At 68.8% G+C, this 19,454-nt stretch carries 7 protein-coding genes; 6 read left to right on the plus strand and 1 reads right to left on the minus strand.

Annotated elements, in window-relative coordinates; translation table 11 throughout:
- The first annotated feature begins 335 nt into the window (after positions 1-335).
- The 4 genes from RQI43_RS15915 (at position 336) to RQI43_RS15930 (ending at position 13,620) form a co-directional block, all read left to right on the plus strand.
- Positions 336-1,493: a hypothetical protein gene (locus RQI43_RS15915; RefSeq protein WP_311275766.1), complete on the plus strand. Its 1,158-nt coding sequence runs from the start codon at positions 336-338 to the stop codon at positions 1,491-1,493.
- Between the two features lie 290 nt (positions 1,494-1,783).
- On the plus strand, positions 1,784-6,424 hold the full coding sequence (locus tag RQI43_RS15920; RefSeq protein WP_311275767.1) for a MupA/Atu3671 family FMN-dependent luciferase-like monooxygenase: 4,641 nt from the start codon (positions 1,784-1,786) through the stop codon (positions 6,422-6,424).
- A 32-nt stretch (positions 6,425-6,456) separates the two neighbouring features.
- Entirely contained in the window at positions 6,457-12,687 is a 6,231-nt protein-coding gene (locus RQI43_RS15925) for an SDR family NAD(P)-dependent oxidoreductase (protein WP_311275768.1), read from the plus strand.
- A gap of 78 nt (positions 12,688-12,765) precedes the next feature.
- Entirely contained in the window at positions 12,766-13,620 is an 855-nt protein-coding gene (locus RQI43_RS15930; RefSeq protein WP_311275769.1) for an FkbM family methyltransferase, read from the plus strand.
- Here RQI43_RS15930 and RQI43_RS15935 read toward each other — a convergent pair.
- Positions 13,598-15,136 (minus strand): right-handed parallel beta-helix repeat-containing protein, encoded by a 1,539-nt coding sequence (locus RQI43_RS15935; protein ID WP_311275770.1) that lies wholly within the window; start codon positions 15,134-15,136, stop codon positions 13,598-13,600. The two genes, RQI43_RS15930 and RQI43_RS15935, sit on opposite strands and share 23 nt — an antisense overlap.
- Before the next feature lie 332 nt (positions 15,137-15,468).
- On the opposite strand from RQI43_RS15935, the gene RQI43_RS15940 reads away from it, so the two are divergent.
- The gene (locus RQI43_RS15940; protein ID WP_311275771.1) at positions 15,469-17,661 is read left to right on the plus strand and encodes a polysaccharide biosynthesis tyrosine autokinase; all 2,193 of its coding nucleotides are present in this window, start codon (positions 15,469-15,471) and stop codon (positions 17,659-17,661) included.
- Positions 17,662-17,832: 171 nt separating this feature from the next.
- On the plus strand, positions 17,833-19,200 hold the full coding sequence (locus tag RQI43_RS15945; protein WP_311275772.1) for a polysaccharide biosynthesis C-terminal domain-containing protein: 1,368 nt from the start codon (positions 17,833-17,835) through the stop codon (positions 19,198-19,200).
- The last annotated feature ends 254 nt before the right edge of the window (positions 19,201-19,454 follow it).

Genomic DNA, 19,454 nt, shown 5'->3' on the forward strand with positions numbered 1-19,454 from the left:
GCCGCGCCCGACTGTGATCTGCCATCCGAAAGCTCTATACGGATGTTAATTGCGGATGGTTCTACAGGCGAACATTGGGGAGTGTGCCCGCGGATTCCTGGCATATCTCGAAGTCATCGATTGTATAGATTCCCTCGTGTTCGTTCAGACTCGCTCCTCGTCCCAGATCGACCGTTCGGAGTAGGTCTCTTTCGATCTCCGTTGTCTGGCAGCGCGAGGTACAATCACCGGCATTCAGTTGCGGTGATGTAGGATTCGCTATGCTGGGCAGGTGGTTAGACAAGCAAAACAGCTTTGCCGGCTCTCAAGGCGCGCTGGGTGCCGGTGGGCGGTGCTTGGCCGATTCGGCGCAGGCTGGTTCGGCATCCTCGTCGGCCGGCGTAGAATCAGGGTCCGGCGGGGCAGGAAGCTGGGCCGAGTCGTTCAGGCTCGACCATGCCGAGCTCATTGGCCCGCACCGGCCGGGCCCCCGTATTCCCGGCAGTCTCACCTGGCTGCTGGCGACGACATCGATCCTTTCCGCGCTGGTCTTCGGTCTCGTCGTCGAGACGACCCGGTCGGTCGGTGCGCGCGAGGCGCGCCAGAGCGAGGACGGACATCGCGTCGCGTTGCAGCAGGCCGAAGACCGGATCGCGACGCTCGCCCTGGAGCTCCGCTCCGAGAAGGACGCGGCCGAGATCTCGCGCTCCCTCCTGAGCCGGCAGCTCGATGAGGGAAGCCGGGCATTGGAGACCGTCGAAGCCGATCTCAAGCGGGCGCAATCCGAGCGGCAGGCACAGGCCGCCCGCGCGGACGACCGCGAACAGGCGCTCCGTCGCCTCGAGGAGCAGTTCGAGGCGAGCCGTCGGGAAGCCTCGACCCTCCGGTCCGAAGCCGCGGATCTCCTGGCGCGCACCGATGCGGCGATGCGCGCGCAGGCGGCGGCGGATGAGGCGCGCCGGGCGGCCGAAGCGGTTCTGGCGAATGCCGGGGGCGCCCGCGACGGCGATGCGCCGGCGCGGACGGAACTGGCCTCGATCGATGACGACGCGAAAAGCGATGTCCGGTCCGCTGCGCTGCCGGTCGCCATGGACAGGTCAGCGGAGGCCGCGCCGCTGGCGGTCCCGCCCGTGACCGATCCGCGCCCGGGATGGTTGACGCATGGCAGCGCCACCTTCGCTTCCCTCGACGCCGTCGCCCATTCCCGTGGCCTCGGGCCTGTGAAGGCCCAGCCACAACCAACGGCCTCCGCCGTTCGCCGCGCGCCGCCGCGCCCGAACCGTGGGCGGACTCAGGCGAGCGACGCGGTGTCGATGCCGGCCTCCTCCGCCGCTCAGCCCGTGGCGAAAGCGGGCCTCGACGGCGGTGAGGCCGGTCCGGGACCGGACGGCGCGCCACAGCGTGTGCCGGTCTCCGCCCTCTTGCGTCCGTCACCGGTCCGGGCCGCGCCGCAGCAGAAACCCGCCCGTGGCGAGGGAGTATCCGCGGAGAAAAAGCTAAGTAATCCCAAGTAGCGCTTCTCCTGGGCGCATTCGCGCCGCATTCTCCTTGCCGAGCTTGGATTAAAGTCATTCTCTAAGTCGCGCTGAGTGAAAAATCGTTATCCAAGTGATTTAACGTCAAATTTGTGCCAGTTATATTCCGCGATGATGCATTTATAGTTTGGTTGCGTCGATGTATTCGTGATTTTTTTCGAATGACGGCGCGATGCATCGCCGTCTTTGCGCGGTGAATACGAAGCCTTGGATGCGTCATCGCCAAACATCGATCTCTGTGACGCGCAGCGATGCCGGAGCCTGTCGAGATGGAATTCATCGAGAACCGTTCCCAGGACGAAACGGATATCCGTCAGGCCGACGACGATGGGCGGTCCACCGCCTACTTCATCGGCGACGGAACCTTGCTGATCCGATGCGCGGAGCTCTTCCTGGCCGCCGGGCATGCGATCTCTGCCGTGATCACGCGGGACCGGCGCGCCGCCGAATGGGCGCGCCGCGCCGATATCGCGATCATCGACAAGGATGCGTTCCTGGCCGCCGGCCATCGCGATCCTCCGGTGGATTTCCTGTTCAGCGTCGGCAATCTCGACGTGATCCCATCGGCCGTGCTCGCCCGGGTCCGGCGCCGGGCGATCAACTTTCACGATGGCCCCCTGCCGAGGCATGCCGGCCTCCATGCCACGACCTGGGCGATCCTCGCCGGGGAGACCTCGCATGGCGTCACCTGGCATCAGATCGACGAGACCATCGATACCGGCGCCATCCTGGCGCAGGAGCATTTCGACATCCTGCCCGGTGACACCGTCTTCAGCCTCAACGGCCGCTGCTACGAGGCCGGCGCCTCCAGTTTCGCCGCCCTCCTCGACGGGCTCGTCTCGGGCCGCGTGGAAGCGAGGCCGCAGCGGGGTGAGCGCCTCTACCATGGCCGGCTGAAGCGCCCGGATCGCGCCGCGACCCTGGATTTCCGCCAGCCCGCCGCCCGGATCTCCGCCCTCGTCCGCGCCCTGGATTTCGGCCCGGTGCACAATCCGCTGGCGCGCCCGAAGATCTTCACCGGGCAGGATCTGGTCCTGGTCCGGGGCGCGGAGATCGGTCCCGCCTCCGCTCACCTCCGGCCCGGTACGATCATTCGGGTGGGCCCCGATCTCATCTCCGTCGCGACGGCGGATCGCGAGATCGTCCTTTCCGGCCTCACCACTCTGCGCGGCGAGCCGGCCGGCACTCTGTTCAGCCCCGGCACGGTCCTGCCCGAGATCGAAGGGCCGTGCGCCGAGGCGCTCGCGTCCGCCCAACGCCTCGCCGCCGCCCACGAGGCGTTCTGGATCGAGCGCTTGGAGGCCGTCGCCGCGCCGACCTTGCCCTATCCCCGTCGCGGGGACGGCAGCTCCGAGGTCGCGCCGCATTCCATCGCCATCTCGGTTCCCGGCGCGGCGAGCCTGGACGATGCGGCGGCGGCCTTCCTCGCCTGGATCGGCCTCGTCTGCGACACGCCCCGGGTCACGCTGGCGCTGAGCGAGGCCGCCAAGGCCCAGGACGAAACGGGGACCGGGCTTGAGCCGTGGTTCCTGCCGGACCGTCCCCTGACCCTGGCCGTCGACCGGGACGGCTCGGTTGCGGAGCTCCGGGCGGTGTTCGCAGCCGAGCGCGCCGACCTCACCGCCAGGGGTATTCTGGCCGCCGATCTACCGCAACGCGCCGCCTCTCCCGAAATGCGCGAAAGGGCCGTCGCATGGCGCAAGATAGGCCTGGTCCATGGCGGTGCGAAACCGGGTCTCCTGACGCGTTCCGGCTCCGAATTGTTGCTGGTTCTGAGCGAGGGCGAAAGCCGGGCTGAGCTCCTCGCCTGCGGCCGGACCTTCGAGGCCGAGGTGGCGCAAGCCATGGCGAGGCAGTTCGCGGCCTTCCTCCAGGCCTTCCTGGCCGATCCAGAGATTCGCCTCGGCGCGCTCCCCCTCGTGCCGGAGGAAGAGGCGGCCATCGTGGCGGCGCTCAATGCCACCACCCTGCCTTTCCCGCACAATCGCACGATCCAGGACGAGATCGCCGCCAGGGCGGCCGAGCTGCCCGAGCGGGACGCCGTCGTCGCCGGGAAGGCCCGCCTCACCTATGCCGAGCTCGACCGCGCTGCCGGGGAACTCGCCGGCCGCCTCGTCGCGGCCGGAATCGGGCCGGGGACCATCGTCGGCATCTGCCACGAGCGGGTACCCGATCTCGTCGTCGCCGTCCTCGCGACCTTGAAGGCCGGTGCGGCCTACCTGCCCCTCGATGCCGATTATCCGCGCGAGCGCCTCGCCTACATGCTCGAAGATTCGGGCGCCGAGGTCCTGCTGACGAGCCGCCCCATCCAGGATCGCCTCGCCTTCGCTCCGGCGCAGGTGCTCTACACCGCGGAGGCCAGCGGCGAGGCCGCGCCGCCCCCCGGTCGCGCCGGCGGGCAGGATCTCGCCTACGTCATCTACACCTCGGGTTCGACCGGCCGGCCCAAGGGCGTCGCGATCACCCATCTCAACCTGATGAATTTCTGCGCCGGCATGGATGCCCGCATCCCGCACGATCCCCCCGGCACCTGGCTCGCGGCGACGAGCCTGTCCTTCGACATCTCGGTACTCGAAATCCTCTGGACCCTGGCGCGCGGCTTTACGGTGGTGCTGCACGGCCAGCGCTCCGAGCCGAGTTCCGGCCCCGGCTTCAGCCTGTTCTACTTCTCGAACGACGACGCGGCGGACCCGCAGGACAAGTACCGTCTGCTGCTCGAAGGCGCACGTTTCGCCGATCGCAACGGTTTCGAGGCGGTGTGGACGCCGGAGCGGCACTTCCACGCCTTCGGCGGCCTCTACCCCAACGCCGCCCTCAGCGCCGCCGCCCTCGCCGCCTGCACCGAGCGCGTCAAGATCCGCGCGGGCAGCTGCGTCCTGCCGCTGCACCATCCCCTGCGCGTCGCCGAAGACTGGGCGATGATCGACAACCTGTCGAAGGGCCGGGCCGGGATCGCCTTCGCGTCGGGATGGCAGCCGAACGACTTCGTCCTGGCGCCCGAGCGCTTCGCCGAGCGCAAGGACAAGATGGCGGGGCAGATCGATGACATCCGCCGCCTCTGGCGCGGCGAGCGCCTGCCGTTCCCCAACCCGCTGAGCAAGGTCGTGGAGATCGGCACGATGCCCCGGCCGATCCAGCCCGAACTGCCGATGTGGCTCACGGCGGCCGGCAATCCCGACACCTTCGTCCAGGCCGGGCGGCTGGGATGCGGCGTCCTCACCCATCTCCTCGGCCAGACCCTCGAGGAACTGGCGGACAAGATCCGGCAATACCGCATGGCCTGGCGGGAGGCCGGGCATGCCGGTGAGGGTCATGTGACCCTCATGCTCCATACCTTCGTGGGCGAGGACGAGGACGCGGTCCGCGAGACCGTCCGCGAGCCCATGAAGCGCTACCTCGGCAGCGCGATGGATCTGGTCAGGCAGGCCGCCTGGACCTTCCCGACCTTCGTCCAGCGCGCGGCCTCCGACGGTCGCACGCCGGCCGAGATCCTCGACGCCGAGGATTTGTCACCCGCCGATCGCGACGCGCTGCTGGACCACGCCTTCGAGCGCTATCACAGCACCGGCGGCCTGTTCGGCACCCCGGAATCCTGCCTCGGCATGGTCGAGGCGGTGCGGCGCATCGGGACCGACGAGATCGCCTGCCTCGTCGATTTCGGGGTGCCGACCGATCTCGCCCTCGACCATCTCGAGCATCTGAAACGCCTGATGGTTCTGGCCGGAACCCTCACCGCGACAATGCCCGCCTCGGTGCCGGAGGAGATCGTCCGGCACCGGGTCACCCACTTTCAATGCACCCCCTCCATGGCTCGGATGCTGGTGGCCGATGCGGCGGGCCGGCGCGCCCTCGCGCAACTCGGCACCATGATGGTGGGCGGCGAGGCCCTGAGCGTGGACCTCGCCGGAAGGCTGCGCGACCTCCTGCCCGGCAGATTCCTCGGCATGTACGGGCCGACGGAGACGACGATCTGGTCGGCCGTGGTCGAGATCGACGGCGTGGAACGCGGCGTGACCCTCGGCGAACCCATCGCCAACACGGTGCTGCACGTGCTCGACGCGCACCGGCGCCCGTGCCCGGCCCATGTGGCGGGCGAGCTCCATATCGGCGGGGAGGGCCTCGCCCGTGGCTATCTCGGCCGCGAGGATCTGACGGCCGAGCGGTTCATTCCCAACCCCTTCGGTCCGGGGCGGCTCTACCGGACGGGCGACCTCGTCCGCCGGGACGCCTCGGGAGGGCTCGTTTTCCTCGGGCGGCTCGATCACCAGGTCAAGGTCCGGGGGCACCGGATCGAGCTCGGCGAGATCGAGACCGCATTGGCGCGCCAGCCCGGCATCGCCGCCGCCGTCGTGGTGGCGCGCGAGGATAGCGACGGCGACCAGCGCCTGGTGGGCTACGTCACCGCCAGGGACGGCGCGACCCTGCGGCCCGAGGCCCTGCGCGAGGCAGTCGCCTCGACGCTGCCAGGCTTCATGGTCCCGGCCGTGATCGTCGTTCTGCCCGCCCTCCCGATGACCCTGAACGGCAAGGTCGACCGAGGCGCGCTGCCCGCGCCGCATCAGGCACCGGAGGGCGCTGCTCCGCCCGAAGTGCCGATGAGTTCGGTGGAGGCGCTGATCGCCGGCATCTGGGGCGAAGCGCTCGGCCGGCCGGTCGTCGCCACAACCGAGAACTTCTTCGACCTCGGCGGTCACTCCCTCCTCGTGGTGCAGGTCCAGCGCCGTCTCGGCGAGGAGCTCCGCCGGGAAATCGCGATCACCGACCTGTTCCGCTTCCCCACGATCCGCACCCTCTCGCTGCATCTCGGAGGATTCGCCACCGGCCCCTCGGCAACCGACCGGGGACACGATCGGGCCAAGGCGCGGCAGGCGCTGAGACGGCGCCAGGAGATGCCGGCGCCCGTCGCGTAGCCATCGGCCAGTAGAGAAACGTGAGGTAGGTCATGATTTCGCCGACCCCTGAAACGGCAGGTGATGCAACCGGCAGGATCGCCATCGTCGGCATGGCGGGGCGGTTTCCGGACGCAGCCACGACGGGCGACCTCTGGCGTCTGCTGAGGGCGGGGCGCGAAGCGACGCATTGGTTCAGTGACGAGGAGCTGCTGGCCTCCGGTGTCTCGGCCACGCATCTGCGCGACCCGCGCTACGTGAAGGCCGGAATGGTTCTGCCCGACATGGAAGCGTTCGATGCGGGATTTTTCGGCCTGAGCCCTCGGGAAGCGGCCATTCTCGACCCCCAGCACCGCCATTTCCTCGAATGTACCTGGGAGGCGCTGGAGGATGCAGGCCATTGTCCCGAGACGTTCGAGGGAGCCATCGGCGTGTTCGCGGGCTGCGGCATGCAGGCCTATTTCGCCAACAACCTGCTCACCAATGCCGAGCTCCTCGAACAGGTGGGGCTCTTCCTCCTGCGTCATACGGGCAACGACAAGGACTTCCTCGCGACCCGAGCCTCCTACCTCCTCAACCTGCAGGGGCCGAGCATCTCGGTGCAGACCGCCTGCTCCACATCCTTGGTGGCGGTCCATTTCGCGATCCAGAGCCTGCTGTCGGGCGAGTGCGACATGGCTTTGGCAGGCGGGGTGACCATCGAGGTGCCGCACCGACAGGGCTACCGGGCTGCTGAGGGCGAGATTCTCTCGCCGGACGGGCATTGCCGCGCCTTCGACGACGAGGCCAACGGCACCCTGTTCGGCAGCGGGGCCGGTATCGTGGCCCTGCGCCGGCTGGAAGACGCCATCGCCGCCGGCGACCACATCTATGCGGTCATCTGCGGTTCCGCCGTCAACAACGACGGCTCGACCAAGGCCGGCTACCTCGCGCCCAGCGTCGAGGGGCAGGCACGCGCGGCGGCCGAGGCCCTCGCGGTAGGGGGGATCGACCCCGGCAGCGTCAGCTACATCGAAGCCCACGGCACCGGCACGCCGGTGGGAGACCCCATCGAACTCGCGGCCCTGAGCGAGGCCTATTCCGTTCCCGGCCGGCGCCAGTTCTGCGGCATCGGCTCGCTGAAGACCAATATCGGGCATCTCGACACGGCGGCCGGGGTGGCGGGTCTGATCAAGGTCGCCCTGGCGATGCATCACGAGGAACTGCCCGCGAGCCTGAACTGCGCGCGGCCCAATGGCCGGTTTGATTTTTCCGCGAGCCCGTTCTCCGTGGTCACGTCGGCCAGGCCCTGGCCCCGCACCGGCACGCCCCGGCGCGCCGCGGTGAACTCCCTCGGGGTCGGCGGCACCAACGCCCATGTCATCCTCGAAGAGGCTCCGTCCGTTTCCTCAGCGAATCCCGCCTGGGACTGGCAGATCCTCGCCCTCTCGGCACGGACCGCCGAGGCCCTCGACGGGGCGAAACGCAAATGGCGGGAGGCGCTGGCCGATCCCTCGCCGGATCTCACCCTGGCGAACGCGGCCTTCACCACCCAGACCGGCCGCCGCGCCTTCCCGCATCGCTGCGCCGTCATCGCCCGCGATCACGCGGGGGCGTGCGATATCCTGGCCAGCCACACGCATCGCCGCATGGGCACGGGGAGCGTCGGCGCCGGGACCGTCGGCGCGGTCTTCATGTTCCCCGGCGGCGGGGCGCAGTATCCCGGCATGGGCCGCGATCTCTACCGGGAGGTCCCGGCCTTTCGGGAGGCGCTGGAGGCCTGTCTGGCGCTGCTGCCGCCCGATGCCCCGGACGGCCTGCGGGCGCTGCTCCTCGACAGCGCACCGGGCGATGCCGCCGCCGCCGCCCTCCTCGCGCGGCCGCGCTACACCATCCCGGCCCTGTTCATCGTCGAATACGCCACGGCGCGCATGATGCTCGCCTGGAACATCCGCCCCGCCGCCGTGATCGGGCACAGCATGGGCGAGTATGCCGCCGCCTGCATCGCCGGCGTGATGTCCCTCGCCGATGCCTTGTCCGTCGTCGTCCTGCGCGGGCAGATCTTCGAAGCCGCGCCCGCGGGCGCCATGCTGGCGGTGTCGCTACCCTCGGCCGAGCTGCGCGACCGGATCGGCGACGCTCTCGACATCGCGGCGGAGAACGCCGCGACGCTGACCGTAGCGACCGGGTCCGTCCACGAGATCGCCGCCCTCGAACGGCGGCTGGCGGAGGACGAGATCGAGTTCCGCCGCCTACGCATCGACGTCGCTGCCCATTCGCGCATGCTCGACCCCTTCCTCGACCGGTTCCGCGCGCGTCTGGACGCGATCGTCCTCCACGAGCCGACGCTCCCCTTCGTCTCGAACCTAAGCGGCGCCTTCGTCGGTCCGGGTGAACTCACGCGGCCGGACTATTGGGTGTCGCATCTCAGGCAGACGGTCCGCTTCGCGGCCGGCGTTTCGGCGATCCTGGCCGAGCCGGACCGGGTGCTCCTCGAGATCGGGCCGGGCCACAGCCTCGGTGCCCTCGCGCGTCTTGCGGAGGGCGGGGCCTTCGCGCCTCTGGCCATCGCTCCGACCATGGGCCAGCCGGGGGACACGGAATCGGACGTCTGCGTCGCGCTGACCGCAATCGGCAAGCTCTGGGCCTGCGGCCATGCCGTCGATTGGGCGGCGATCAGAGGCGGCGATGCGCGCCGTGTGTCCGCGCCGACCTACGCCTTCGAGAAGCACAGGCATTGGATCGAGCCGACGCGGTCGGGTGCGATACCGGTCGTCGCCGAGGCCGAGGCGCCCGTGCTGCAGCGCCTCGACGCGATGGAAAACTGGTTTTCGGTGCCGCAATGGTTGCCTGCGTCGGTCGCGCCGAACCGGGCCACGCCGGACCGGACATGGCTGGTCTTCGCCGACGCGTCGCGCCTGAGCACCGCGATCCTCACGGCTCTCGAAAACCGGGGCGCCAGCGTGGCGGTCGTGCGCTCCGGCGAAACCTTCACCGTCCGCAACCGCCTGTTCCAGTTACGGCCCGACCAGCCGACCCAATACCGGGACCTGATCACGGCCCTCGACCGCGAAGGAATGGTGCCGGATCACATCCTCCACCTCTGGTCGATGAGCATGCCCGACCCGTCCCTGGATCGCCCCTCGGCCGAACAGGTGCTGGGTTTCGACAGCCTTCTCTCCCTCTGCCAGGCGATGCAATATTGCGACGTCGCTTCGCCCAAGCGCCTGACCATCGTGACGCGGGAGAGCCAGTCGCCCCCGAACCATGCGGCCCGCCACCCGGAGCGCGCGACCCTCCTCGGCTTGTGCCGTGTCCTGCCCCGCGAGATGCCGGGCCTGGCGACGCAGGTCATCGATCTCGGCGGCGAGGATGGCCCCATCCGCGACGCGGATCCGGTGGCGGAGGCCGCCCGTATCCTCGCGGAATGCGATGCGGAGCACGGCGTCGATTTGGTGGCTCATCGCGCCGGCATACGCCTGGTTCAGCGGATGGTCCCGGCGCGGATCGAGCATCCTGCCGGGCTACCGCACCGCCTGCGCCAGAGCGGCGTCTATCTCATCACCGGCGGGTTCGGCGGACTCGGCCTCACCCTCGCTGCGTGGCTGGTGAGCGACGTGAAGGCGCGCCTCGTGTTGGTGGGGCGCAATGCCTCCGCGCATGCGGCAGCGATCCACACTCTGGAGGCGGAGGGAGCCGAGATCCTGTCGCTGAGCGCCGATGTGACCGACCACGCTGCCATGGAGCGGGTGATCACCGCCGCGCGGAAGCGTTTTGGCGCGATCCACGGGGTCTTCCATGCTGCGGGCTCCATCGACGACGGCCCAATCTTGGAAAAGACCCTGGAATCCAGTCGTCGGGTCATGGCGCCGAAACTGGCCGGCGGTTTGGTCCTCGATGCACTGCTACCGCAGGGAAGCCTCGATCTGTTCGCGGTGTTCTCGTCCACCAGCGCCCAGATCGGGCCTCCCGGACAGATCGATTACGCCGCCGCCAACACCGCCCTGGACGCCCTGGCCGCCCGCCGTAGCGATGGCCTGTCGGTGGCATGGGGAATCTGGGGCGACATCGGCATGGCGGCCCGGATCCACGGGGGGGCGTCCCTGTCCGGTACCCCGGAAGGGCACCCGCTCCTCGGGGCCGAGACGGGTCGCACCGAGACCACCATCACCTTTCAGGCGCTCTACGATCCTGCGCACATGTGGGTCCTGGCGGAGCACGTCCTCGACGGACGTCCGATCCTGCCCGGCGCGGCCTATGCCGAGATCGCTTTGGCCGCCGCCACGGCGGGGTTCGCATCGACGGGTGTCGACCTGCGCGGGCTCACCGTCGATCTTCCCCTCGTGTTCGAACCTGGGGTGAAGCGTCTCGTACGGACGACGCTCACGGTCCTTGCTAGCGGCGGGTACAGAATGTCTGTCGAGAGCCGCCCCCTCCTGGGCGAAGAATGGGTCGAGCATGCGCGCGCCACCCTGTGGCCGGGATCGGCCCTGCCCTGGGCTGTCCGGAGGGTGGCCCGCCGGGCGGCGCGTCGGGAAGGGGCGCACGCGCTTCCGGGCCTTGGTTTTCCGCAGGGTGAGACCGTGACGTTCGGGCCGCGCTGGCACACGATACGCTGGATCGAGCGCGGTGATTGGGAGGCCGTGGCCGAACTGGAACTGCCCGCCGAGTTCGCTGCCGACCTCGACGGCATCACGGCGCACCCTGCGCTCACGGATCTCGCGACCACCTTCGGGCTGCATCTCCTCGCGCCCCCGGCCGACGACATGGTCTACGTCCCTACGTCGATCGAGCGCATGCGGCTTCCCCCGGGGCGCTGGCCTCGCCGAATCCGCAGTCACGTACGACTGACGGCGCTTCAGCACGGTGCCTCCGCTCGGTTCGACGTGGTGATCGGCGACGTGAACGGGGTACCGCTCGCCGTGTTCGAGGACTTCACCCTGCAGAGCGTGTCCCGATCGGTGAAGTCCTCGCAGGCAGATGCCCGTCCGCCGAGCCTGGAGGCGCGGCTCAATGCCGGCATCATGGCGGCCGACGCTCCCGAACTGCTCCGCCGGGTGCTCGACTGCCGGGGCGCCGGGATCGTGGCCTCGTCGATCGCCCTGTCCGACCTGCGCCGGGAAACCCTTGCAGCCATTCGCCCGAAAACGATGTCGGCGCAGCGTTCGGCCAAGCCGGTCGGCGGCGATCTCGACTACGCGAACGCTCTCGAGCGTCAGATCGCCGGATACTGGGCGGACCTGCTCGGCATCGCCGTCGTGCGTCCCCAGGACGACTTTTTCGAGCTTGGCGGTTTTTCCTTGCTGGCAGTGCGGTTGTTTGCCCGGATCCGCAAGAATCACGACGTGGATCTGCCGATCGCCACCTTGTTTCGTGCATCGACCCTGCGCCAATTAGCGACTCTGGTCGGCGGAATGGTCGCGCTGGAACCCACGGACGAGGGCACCGCCGGGGGAGGCGAGCCGGACAAGGTGCTGGTCATGCCGTCCGTCGCCTGGTCGCCTTTGGTGGAGATCTGCCGGGGCGTGCCCACCCGTGCCCCGATCTTCTGCATCCATGGCGGCCAGGGCAACGTCCTCAACTTCGAGAAGCTGAGCCGGCGCCTCGGCCGGGACCAGCCCTTCTACGGATTGCAGGCGCGCGGCGCCGACGGGCGGCTCGCGCCCCTCGAATCCATCGAGGAGATGGCGGCCTCCTATATCGCAGCCATCCGCGAGGTCGATGCGCACGGTCCCTACCGGATCGCGGGTTATTCCGGTGGCGGGGTGATCGCCTACGAGGTCGCGCAGCAACTGACGCGCGCGGGCTATTCCATCGCGCTCCTGGTCCTTTTCGACACTCTGTCGACCACCAGCGTCGCGCAGCATCACAGCACGGTCGAGCGGCTCTGGGCGGTCCGCCGCTGGAGCCTCGGCTACACGCTGGGATGGCCGTCCCGCCTGATCGAGCGCCGCCGCCGCGCCGCGGAATTCGCGCGGGAGCGCTTCGACCCGAACGTCCCGATCCCCGACATGTACCGCGCGCAGTTCATCATGAACGCCTATCTCGTCGCACAGAGCCGCTACACGCCCGAGCCCTATGCCGGGAGCATGCTGCTGTTCCGCTCGACGGACGCGTATGTCCCCTATCTCCTCGCCGGCCCGGATCTCGGCTGGGGCGGTCTCGTCCGGGGGGGGATCGACATCCACAAGATCGCGGCGACGCACGAGACGCTGTTCCAGGAGCCCGCCGTCGACAAGCTCGCCGCCATCCTCCGGCGCAGGCTCGACGGCCTGATGCATTATCCCGTGCGCAAGAGCGCCTGATCCGGGGGCCGCATCGTCCGTCGGTGCCGTCCCGTTCCGCGATGGACGACACCCCGTTGCCCGGCAGGGAGACCGAAGATGGATTTCGTCGATCGCGCCTACAGGCACTACAGCGACGTCAAGCAACTCGGCCTGCCCGTGCTCCTGCGCGGGCTGCACCGCCGCGCATCCTCCCGCGAGGCCCGTCTGGTCCGGACGGTCCACGGTGCGTTCTACATCCGGCCGCACACGTCGGACATGGAGGTGCTGAGATCCGTCTTCGGCCGCATGATCTACGACCTCGACCGGGTCCGCCAGGGGGCGGCCACCCGGAGCGAGTACGAGCGGATCTGCGCGGCGGGACACACGCCGATCATCATCGACGGAGGCGCCAATGTGGGAATCGCGGCGCGCTATTTCGCGCGGGCCTATCCGAGGGCGGTCGTGCTGGCGGTGGAGCCGGACGAGGACAACCTCGTCGTCTGCCGGCAGAACACCGAGGTCTGCGCCAATATCTGCGTCGTCCCCACCGCCCTCGGCGGCCGGAGCGGCTGCGTGAACCTCGAACACGGCAACGGCAACGCCGACAGGGGACGGACCGAGCGCTCCGACCACGGCATCCCCATCACCGTCATCGCGGAACTCAAGGACCTGATCCCCAATGGCGAGTTGCTGATCGTCAAGATCGATGTCGAGGGCTTCGAGAAGGACGTGTTCTCCGGCGAGATCGGCTGGGTCTCCGAGCCGCATGCGATCATCGTCGAACCGCACGACTGGATGCTGCCGGGCGACGGAACCAGCTTTCCGCTGCAGGACATCCTCCTGCGCGAGCGGCGGGAGATGATCTTGTCGGGCCACAACCTGATGCTCTTCAAGTCCCGCGCCGCATCCGCGAGGGGCGACACGTCGCGCTGGCCGACGAGGGGGCTTCTCAAGGTGGTGCCGTCCGCGTGACGAGGCGGCCGAGCTTCTCCTGCCCGGCATCGCGAAAACCGGCATAGTCGATGGGCGTCCGCCCCCAGATGAAGACCGGCTTCACGTCGGCGGGCGCGGCGTAGGTGTTCCTGTCGAAACTGTTGCCGCCCTCCTCGATGATTCGGGCATTCGGGGCGGCCTCGTTCGTATCCGTGACGCCGCCGGCGCTGCCCCTGCCGGTGAACAGGATCCGGTTGTCGTGGACGCGGTTTTCGGTCGTCCTGTAGAAGCCGCCGCCGTCCTTCTCGCGGCCCTGGTCGACGAGCACGATCGCGCGGCCGTCGGGCCGGACGGTGATGGTGTTGTCGAAGACTTCGACGCCGCTCGAGGCCGCCACCTGGATGTCGGCCCCCCAGAACCAGACCGGATGGCCCGCGCCGTTGAAGCGCAGCGTATTCCCGCGGATCACGGCGTCGTAGGAGATCTCGAAGAAGATCCCGGCGGTGGAATTGTTCTCCACCGTATTCTTCTCGAACAGGACGTCGCGGCAATCGATGTCGCACCAGAGGCCCGGACCCGCATTGTCGTGGACGCGGTTCCCGCGCAGGACCACCTCCTGGCTCTGGGTGATCTTGAGGCCGCCGGCCTCCCATTCGGGGTCGAAGCCGGCCGTGTTGTTCCAAGCGATGCGGTTGTTCTCGATCAGGATCCGCTGGCCTTGCGCGGCCGCGCCGAGCTGGCCGTTCCGCTCGATCGTGCTGCCGGTGATCGCCCCGTCGGAGCCCACATCGACGCCGAGCCCGGCATTCAGGCGGATCTGCGAATCCTCCACGCGCCACCCGGTGCCGTCGCCGCCGCGGATCGCCCCCATCTGGGTCGGCGTGTCGTATTTCTCCACGACGAGCCCCTTGATCCGCACATCGGCGGCCCGGCTGCGGAAGGCGAAGCGCGCCGCGCTGACCTCGACGCGGCGTCCCTCCGGGTTGTCGGCGAGGATCGCGCGGCCGGCCGCCGCCTCCACCACGTAACGTCCGGGACCGAGATCGCTGCGCGACGCGACGCGGGTGAGCGGCTGTCCGTCGAGGAACACGGCCAGCGACAGGAGGCAGAGCGAGCCGCCGCCGCGACACCGGCCGGCGCCCACATGGCGCGGGTACAATCCAGTGAGGGACCAGTACGGGCCCGCCCGTTCGAACTGCCGGACGATGCGCGAACCGTCGAGGACGCTGCCGGGCTCGCCGAGGAACGTCTGACCCCGCAAGGGCGCGATCTCCTGCATCCGGTAGAGGCCGGCGCCGATGCAGATGGTCCCGCCCTCTCCGGCGCGGATCGCGGCCCGCTGAATCGACTCGCCGGCGGCGACGCGCACGGCCTTGCCGGGGCAGCCGCCCTCCGCGCCCTCTCCCCGCGCCGGGTCGCCCCCCTGCCAGAGGATCAGCCCGGCGAGGGGCAGCGCATGGCGGAGCGCGCGCCACGTCATGGCTCCCGCCGTCCGGTGAGCGAAGTGCGCGACGGGGATCGCTGCCGGTGAGGGCTGTGCCGAGCGGTCATCCACCAGTTCGATCCTGCAGGGAGCAATTATCACCTTCCGTAACAGTTGCGGCCGGCACGAGATCTCGATGCCGCCGGCCCTGTACCGGTTTCTGCAAAACAGTGAGGGTTACTTTTCGCCGAAAGGAAGGTGAAAAACGGTCTAGAGCGCCGGGGCGAACGAATTAGTCCGTGATCTCACTTCCCAAGCCAAGTCGAAATCCCGCTCAATCACATCGACCAGACGGTGGATCGGCCGGATGGTGGATGAAAGCTCCGCCGTCATGGCCCGGATGCCCGGAAGACGGCCGATCCTCCGACCGGAGCGCCGCACATGCCACGATCAACGAGGACGGAATGAACCGGGTTCTGGACCACTCGAAGAGCGGGGTCAGCGTCGTGCTCCGCCAGACCTACGAAGCCCAGACCCTGGGGTTCCTCACCGCGATCCTTCGGCATCGCCGGGTGATCGTCGGGCTCGCCGCCGCCGCCCTGGTGCTCGCGACCGCCATCTGCTGGTCGCTACCCGACAAGTACAGCGCCGAATCCCTGATCCAGGTCGATCTCAGCCGCGTCGCTGCCTCACAGGCCACGTCGCCGAACCAGCAGGCTGCGACCAGTCTCGACGCCGGGGCCATCGTCGAGAGCGAGGCGCGGGTGATCCGTTCGCTGGCCACCGTCAGACATGCGGTCGAGGACCTCAAGCTCCAGGACGACCCGGCCTTCGCGCGGGGGCCGGGCTTCGTCTCCCGCATCCTTTCCACGGTACTACCCGGATCGACGAAGGAGGCCGCCGATTCCACCGCCTCGGTGGAGGCGGTGACCCGCGAAGTCTCGCGGAACCTCACCGTGACCAACGACACGCGGGCCTACCTGATCAACGTGTCCTACAACTCGACCTCGCCGGAGCGTTCAGCGCGGATCGTCAACGCCGTGGTCGACGCGTATCTGCGCAACCGCCTGGAGATGGGGGTGGCGGCGGCCGAGCGGACGAGGACCTGGCTCGAGGAGCAGATCGGCGAGAGCCGGAGGGAACTCGAGAACGCCGAGGCTGCCGTCGATCGCTACAGGCGGCAGACCGGCTATGTGGAGGGCGGCACGCAGGGCATGAGCCTGCCGCAGCAGGAGGTGCGCGATGCCGTGGCCCACCTCGCCGCCGCTCGCCAGACCCGGATCGCCGCCGAGGCGCGCCTGTCGCGGGCGCAGGAGGTCTTCGCCGCCGGCGGCACCCCATCGGCGCAGGACCTTTCCGGCGCGCCCCTGATCCAGAGGATGCTGGAGAGCGCGGAATCGGCCACGCGGGAATTCGCCAACGTCGCCGCGACCGGACCGCGTCATCCGGCTTACCTGCAGGCCAAGGCCAATATCGAGGCCGCGCAATCGCGGCTTCGCGAGGAGATCAAGCGCGCGATCGGCAATCTCGAGAGCGACGTCAAGGCGGCCACCGCCGACGAGGCGAACCTCGCCGACAGGGTCGACGTGCTGAAGGCGAACCTCGTCGAGGGAATGGGGCAGGACGCCAAGCTGCAGAGCCTGCAGACCAACGCGGTGGCCATCCGCGAGCGCCTCAAGTTGCTCAGCGACGGCCATGCCCAGGCGCTGGCGCTCACGGGAATGAAGTCGTCGACCACGCAGATCGTCATGGCGGCCAAGCCTGTGACGGTCCCGTCGGGGCCGAACCGGCTCATGCTGATCTGCCTCAGCGTCCTCGGGGCGAGCGGCGTTGGGATCGGCTACGCCGTGATGATGGACCGGCGCGACACCGGCTTCCGGTCCGATGCCGAGATCGCGCACGAAACCGCCCACCGCTGCCTCGGGATGGTACCGGAACTCACCGGCAGCTCGTCGACCGCCGAGGTCCGGATGTTCGACGAATCGATACGCCTCGTCAGCGCATCGCTCACCGGAGCCCGCGCTCTGGCCGAGCCCCGGGTCGTCATGGTGACGTCCTCGGTACCCGGCGAGGGCAAGTCGCTTCTCTGCATGGCGATGGCGAGTCTCCTGGCTCAGCGCGGCATCCGGACTCTCGTGATCGACAGCACGCCGCGCCGCTACGCGGAGGCCGACCAACCCAGCCTCGAGGATGTCGTGTTCGGCGACCCGGCGGGATTCCCAATGCGGAACGACCCCGGCAGGGTCGTGGTGCTGCATCGCGCCGAGAACGGCGACTCGCACGACCTCTTCCTGACGCCGGCTTTCGAGAGTTTCATAGAGCGGGCTCGAGAGAACTTCGATCTCGTCCTCATCGAGGCTCCCCCGGTGATGCTGTCCATCGATGTCCTGACGATGGGCGGTCTCGCCGACGTCACGGTCATGGCCGTTCACTGGAACCGGACCCCGCGCGAGACGGTCCAGGCGGCATTGCGGCGGCTGCAGGACAATTCCGTGCGCCTGCGCGGCCTGGTCCTGACGCATGTCAATCTGACGGAGCACAAGGACTTCCGCGTGGTCGACCAATGCTCCCACTACAACGATTACCGGGGGCATTTCGAGGAAGCAGGGTCGCATCACCCCCGCGGCAACCTGCTGCCGTCCAAGCTGTCCTCATAGGACCGGGCCAACGGCCCGTTCCCTTTCTGCACGATTTCTTCTCGGCGGCCATCCAGCGGATGTCGATCATGGCTTCGATCATCATCGTGTTCACGCCTGTCGGCGGAGGCGGCGCGCCGCTGTCCCGCGCGGCCGTGGCCTGCCCGACGCCGTCGGCGGTGGAGCCGGCCGGTGCTCGCTAGAGTGCGGGCTGCACGGATCGCCTGGCCCCTGATCGATCAAGGCGTCGCGAGCCTCGGCAACTTCCTGTTCACGATCGCCCTCGCGCGGACATTGCCGCCTCAGGAATACGGTGCCTTCGCGCTGCTCTTCGGGATCCTGATGATCCTCTACACCGTCATGGCGTCGGTGCTGTTCTATCCGATGTCGGTCCTGGCCGATCCCGCGGACAGGGACCGCATCGGCGAACTGATGAGCGTGAGCTTCATCCTTCTCGTCGGCCTGTGCGTTCCGGCCGGTCTCGTCCTGGCCGTCACGGCCTTCCTCATCGGCCGGCCGGATCTCATCGCGGCCCTGCTCGTCTACTTCCTCGTCTGGCAGGTGCAGGAGGCGTTCCGGCGCTACCTGTTCGTGGAACTGCGCTTCGGAGCCGCCGTCCCCGGCGAGATCGTCAGCTATATGGGGCAGATCCTGATCGCCCTCTGGCTCGCGCTCCGGGGTGACCTGACCCTGGAGACCGCCCTCTATGCCATGACCGTCACATCGGCGGCGGCGGCCGTCCTCCAGGGGATACAGGTGGGGTTCTCCCTGCGCCGGCATGCGATGATCCGTATCCGGACCGTCGCCCTGGAATTCTGGCGCCTCGGCGGATGGGCGCTGGCGAACAACCTCTGCGCCGCCTTGCGGGTCCAGTTCCTGTTCTGGTTCCTGGCCGCCCTGTCCGGGGCCGCTCTGCCGGCGCTGCTCCAGGCCGGCTTCAACATCGTCAACCTGCTCAACCCGCTCATGATCGGGCTCGGCAACGTCATCCTTCAGGTCTCCTCACGGGCGCATGCCGGGGGAAAGGCGGAGGCATGGCGCGCCACCCACCCCCTCGCCCTGTCGGGGATGCCCATCGTGATCGTGTTTCTGGCGGCCATCGTGGCATTCCCTCACGAGGTGCTGGGCCTGATCTACGGTGCCCACTCGCCCTATGCGGACATCGCGACCCCGGTCCGGCTCCTCGCCATCGCGGCCCTCGCCGCGTTCGTGACGGACATCGTGTGCGCCTATTTCCACGGCGTCTCGCAAGCCAAACAGGCCCTGATCGTGAACGCGGCCGGGGCCGTGGCGACGATCCCGATCGCCGTCCCGCTCATCATCGGGTTCGGCCTGAACGGAGCCTGTATCGCCCTCTGCCTCGCCAACGCCGTCCGCCTCGTCGTACTGCACCTCCTCTTCACCAGGATGATCGCTACCGACACCGCCGACGCTTCCTCCGGCCGGGTGCGGGACCAGGCCGTCCCGGCCCGCTCCGCGGACGATCCGGGTGAGGCCATAGGCAACGCCGTGGCGTCACGCGTGGCTGCGCTGCCGGCCTCGAAACTGAGGCAGACCTGATCGGCGCTCACGCCGAATCCGGCACCGGCGGACGAGTGCATCCGCCGGTGCCGCAGGGCCTCGCCGTACCTGTCCAACCAGCTTTTGCGAGGACTTCCATCAGGCCGACGCGCGAGGTGGGTCACTTCCATCCGAGAGCCTGATCGTCCGGCGCCCTTCGAGACCACTGCGCGGCGCCTCGGCGCTTTTGACATGCAGACCCAACGCGCCGTCAGGGAAATCGACGCTGGTTCCGTTCGATGCTTGGCCTCGGC

Origin of the sequence: Methylobacterium sp. WCS2018Hpa-22, from assembly GCF_031843785.1 — a bacterium.
Lineage (GTDB): Bacteria > Pseudomonadota > Alphaproteobacteria > Rhizobiales > Beijerinckiaceae > Methylobacterium.

Excerpts from the sequence above, each read along its gene's own strand:
- RQI43_RS15920 (WP_311275767.1), top strand. The coding sequence starts at position 1,784 with ATGGAATTCATCGAGAACCGTTCCCAGGACGAAACGGATATCCGTCAG.
- RQI43_RS15925 (WP_311275768.1), top strand. The coding sequence starts at position 6,457 with ATGATTTCGCCGACCCCTGAAACGGCAGGTGATGCAACCGGCAGGATC.
- RQI43_RS15930 (WP_311275769.1), top strand. The coding sequence starts at position 12,766 with ATGGATTTCGTCGATCGCGCCTACAGGCACTACAGCGACGTCAAGCAA.
- RQI43_RS15940 (WP_311275771.1), top strand. The coding sequence starts at position 15,469 with ATGAACCGGGTTCTGGACCACTCGAAGAGCGGGGTCAGCGTCGTGCTC.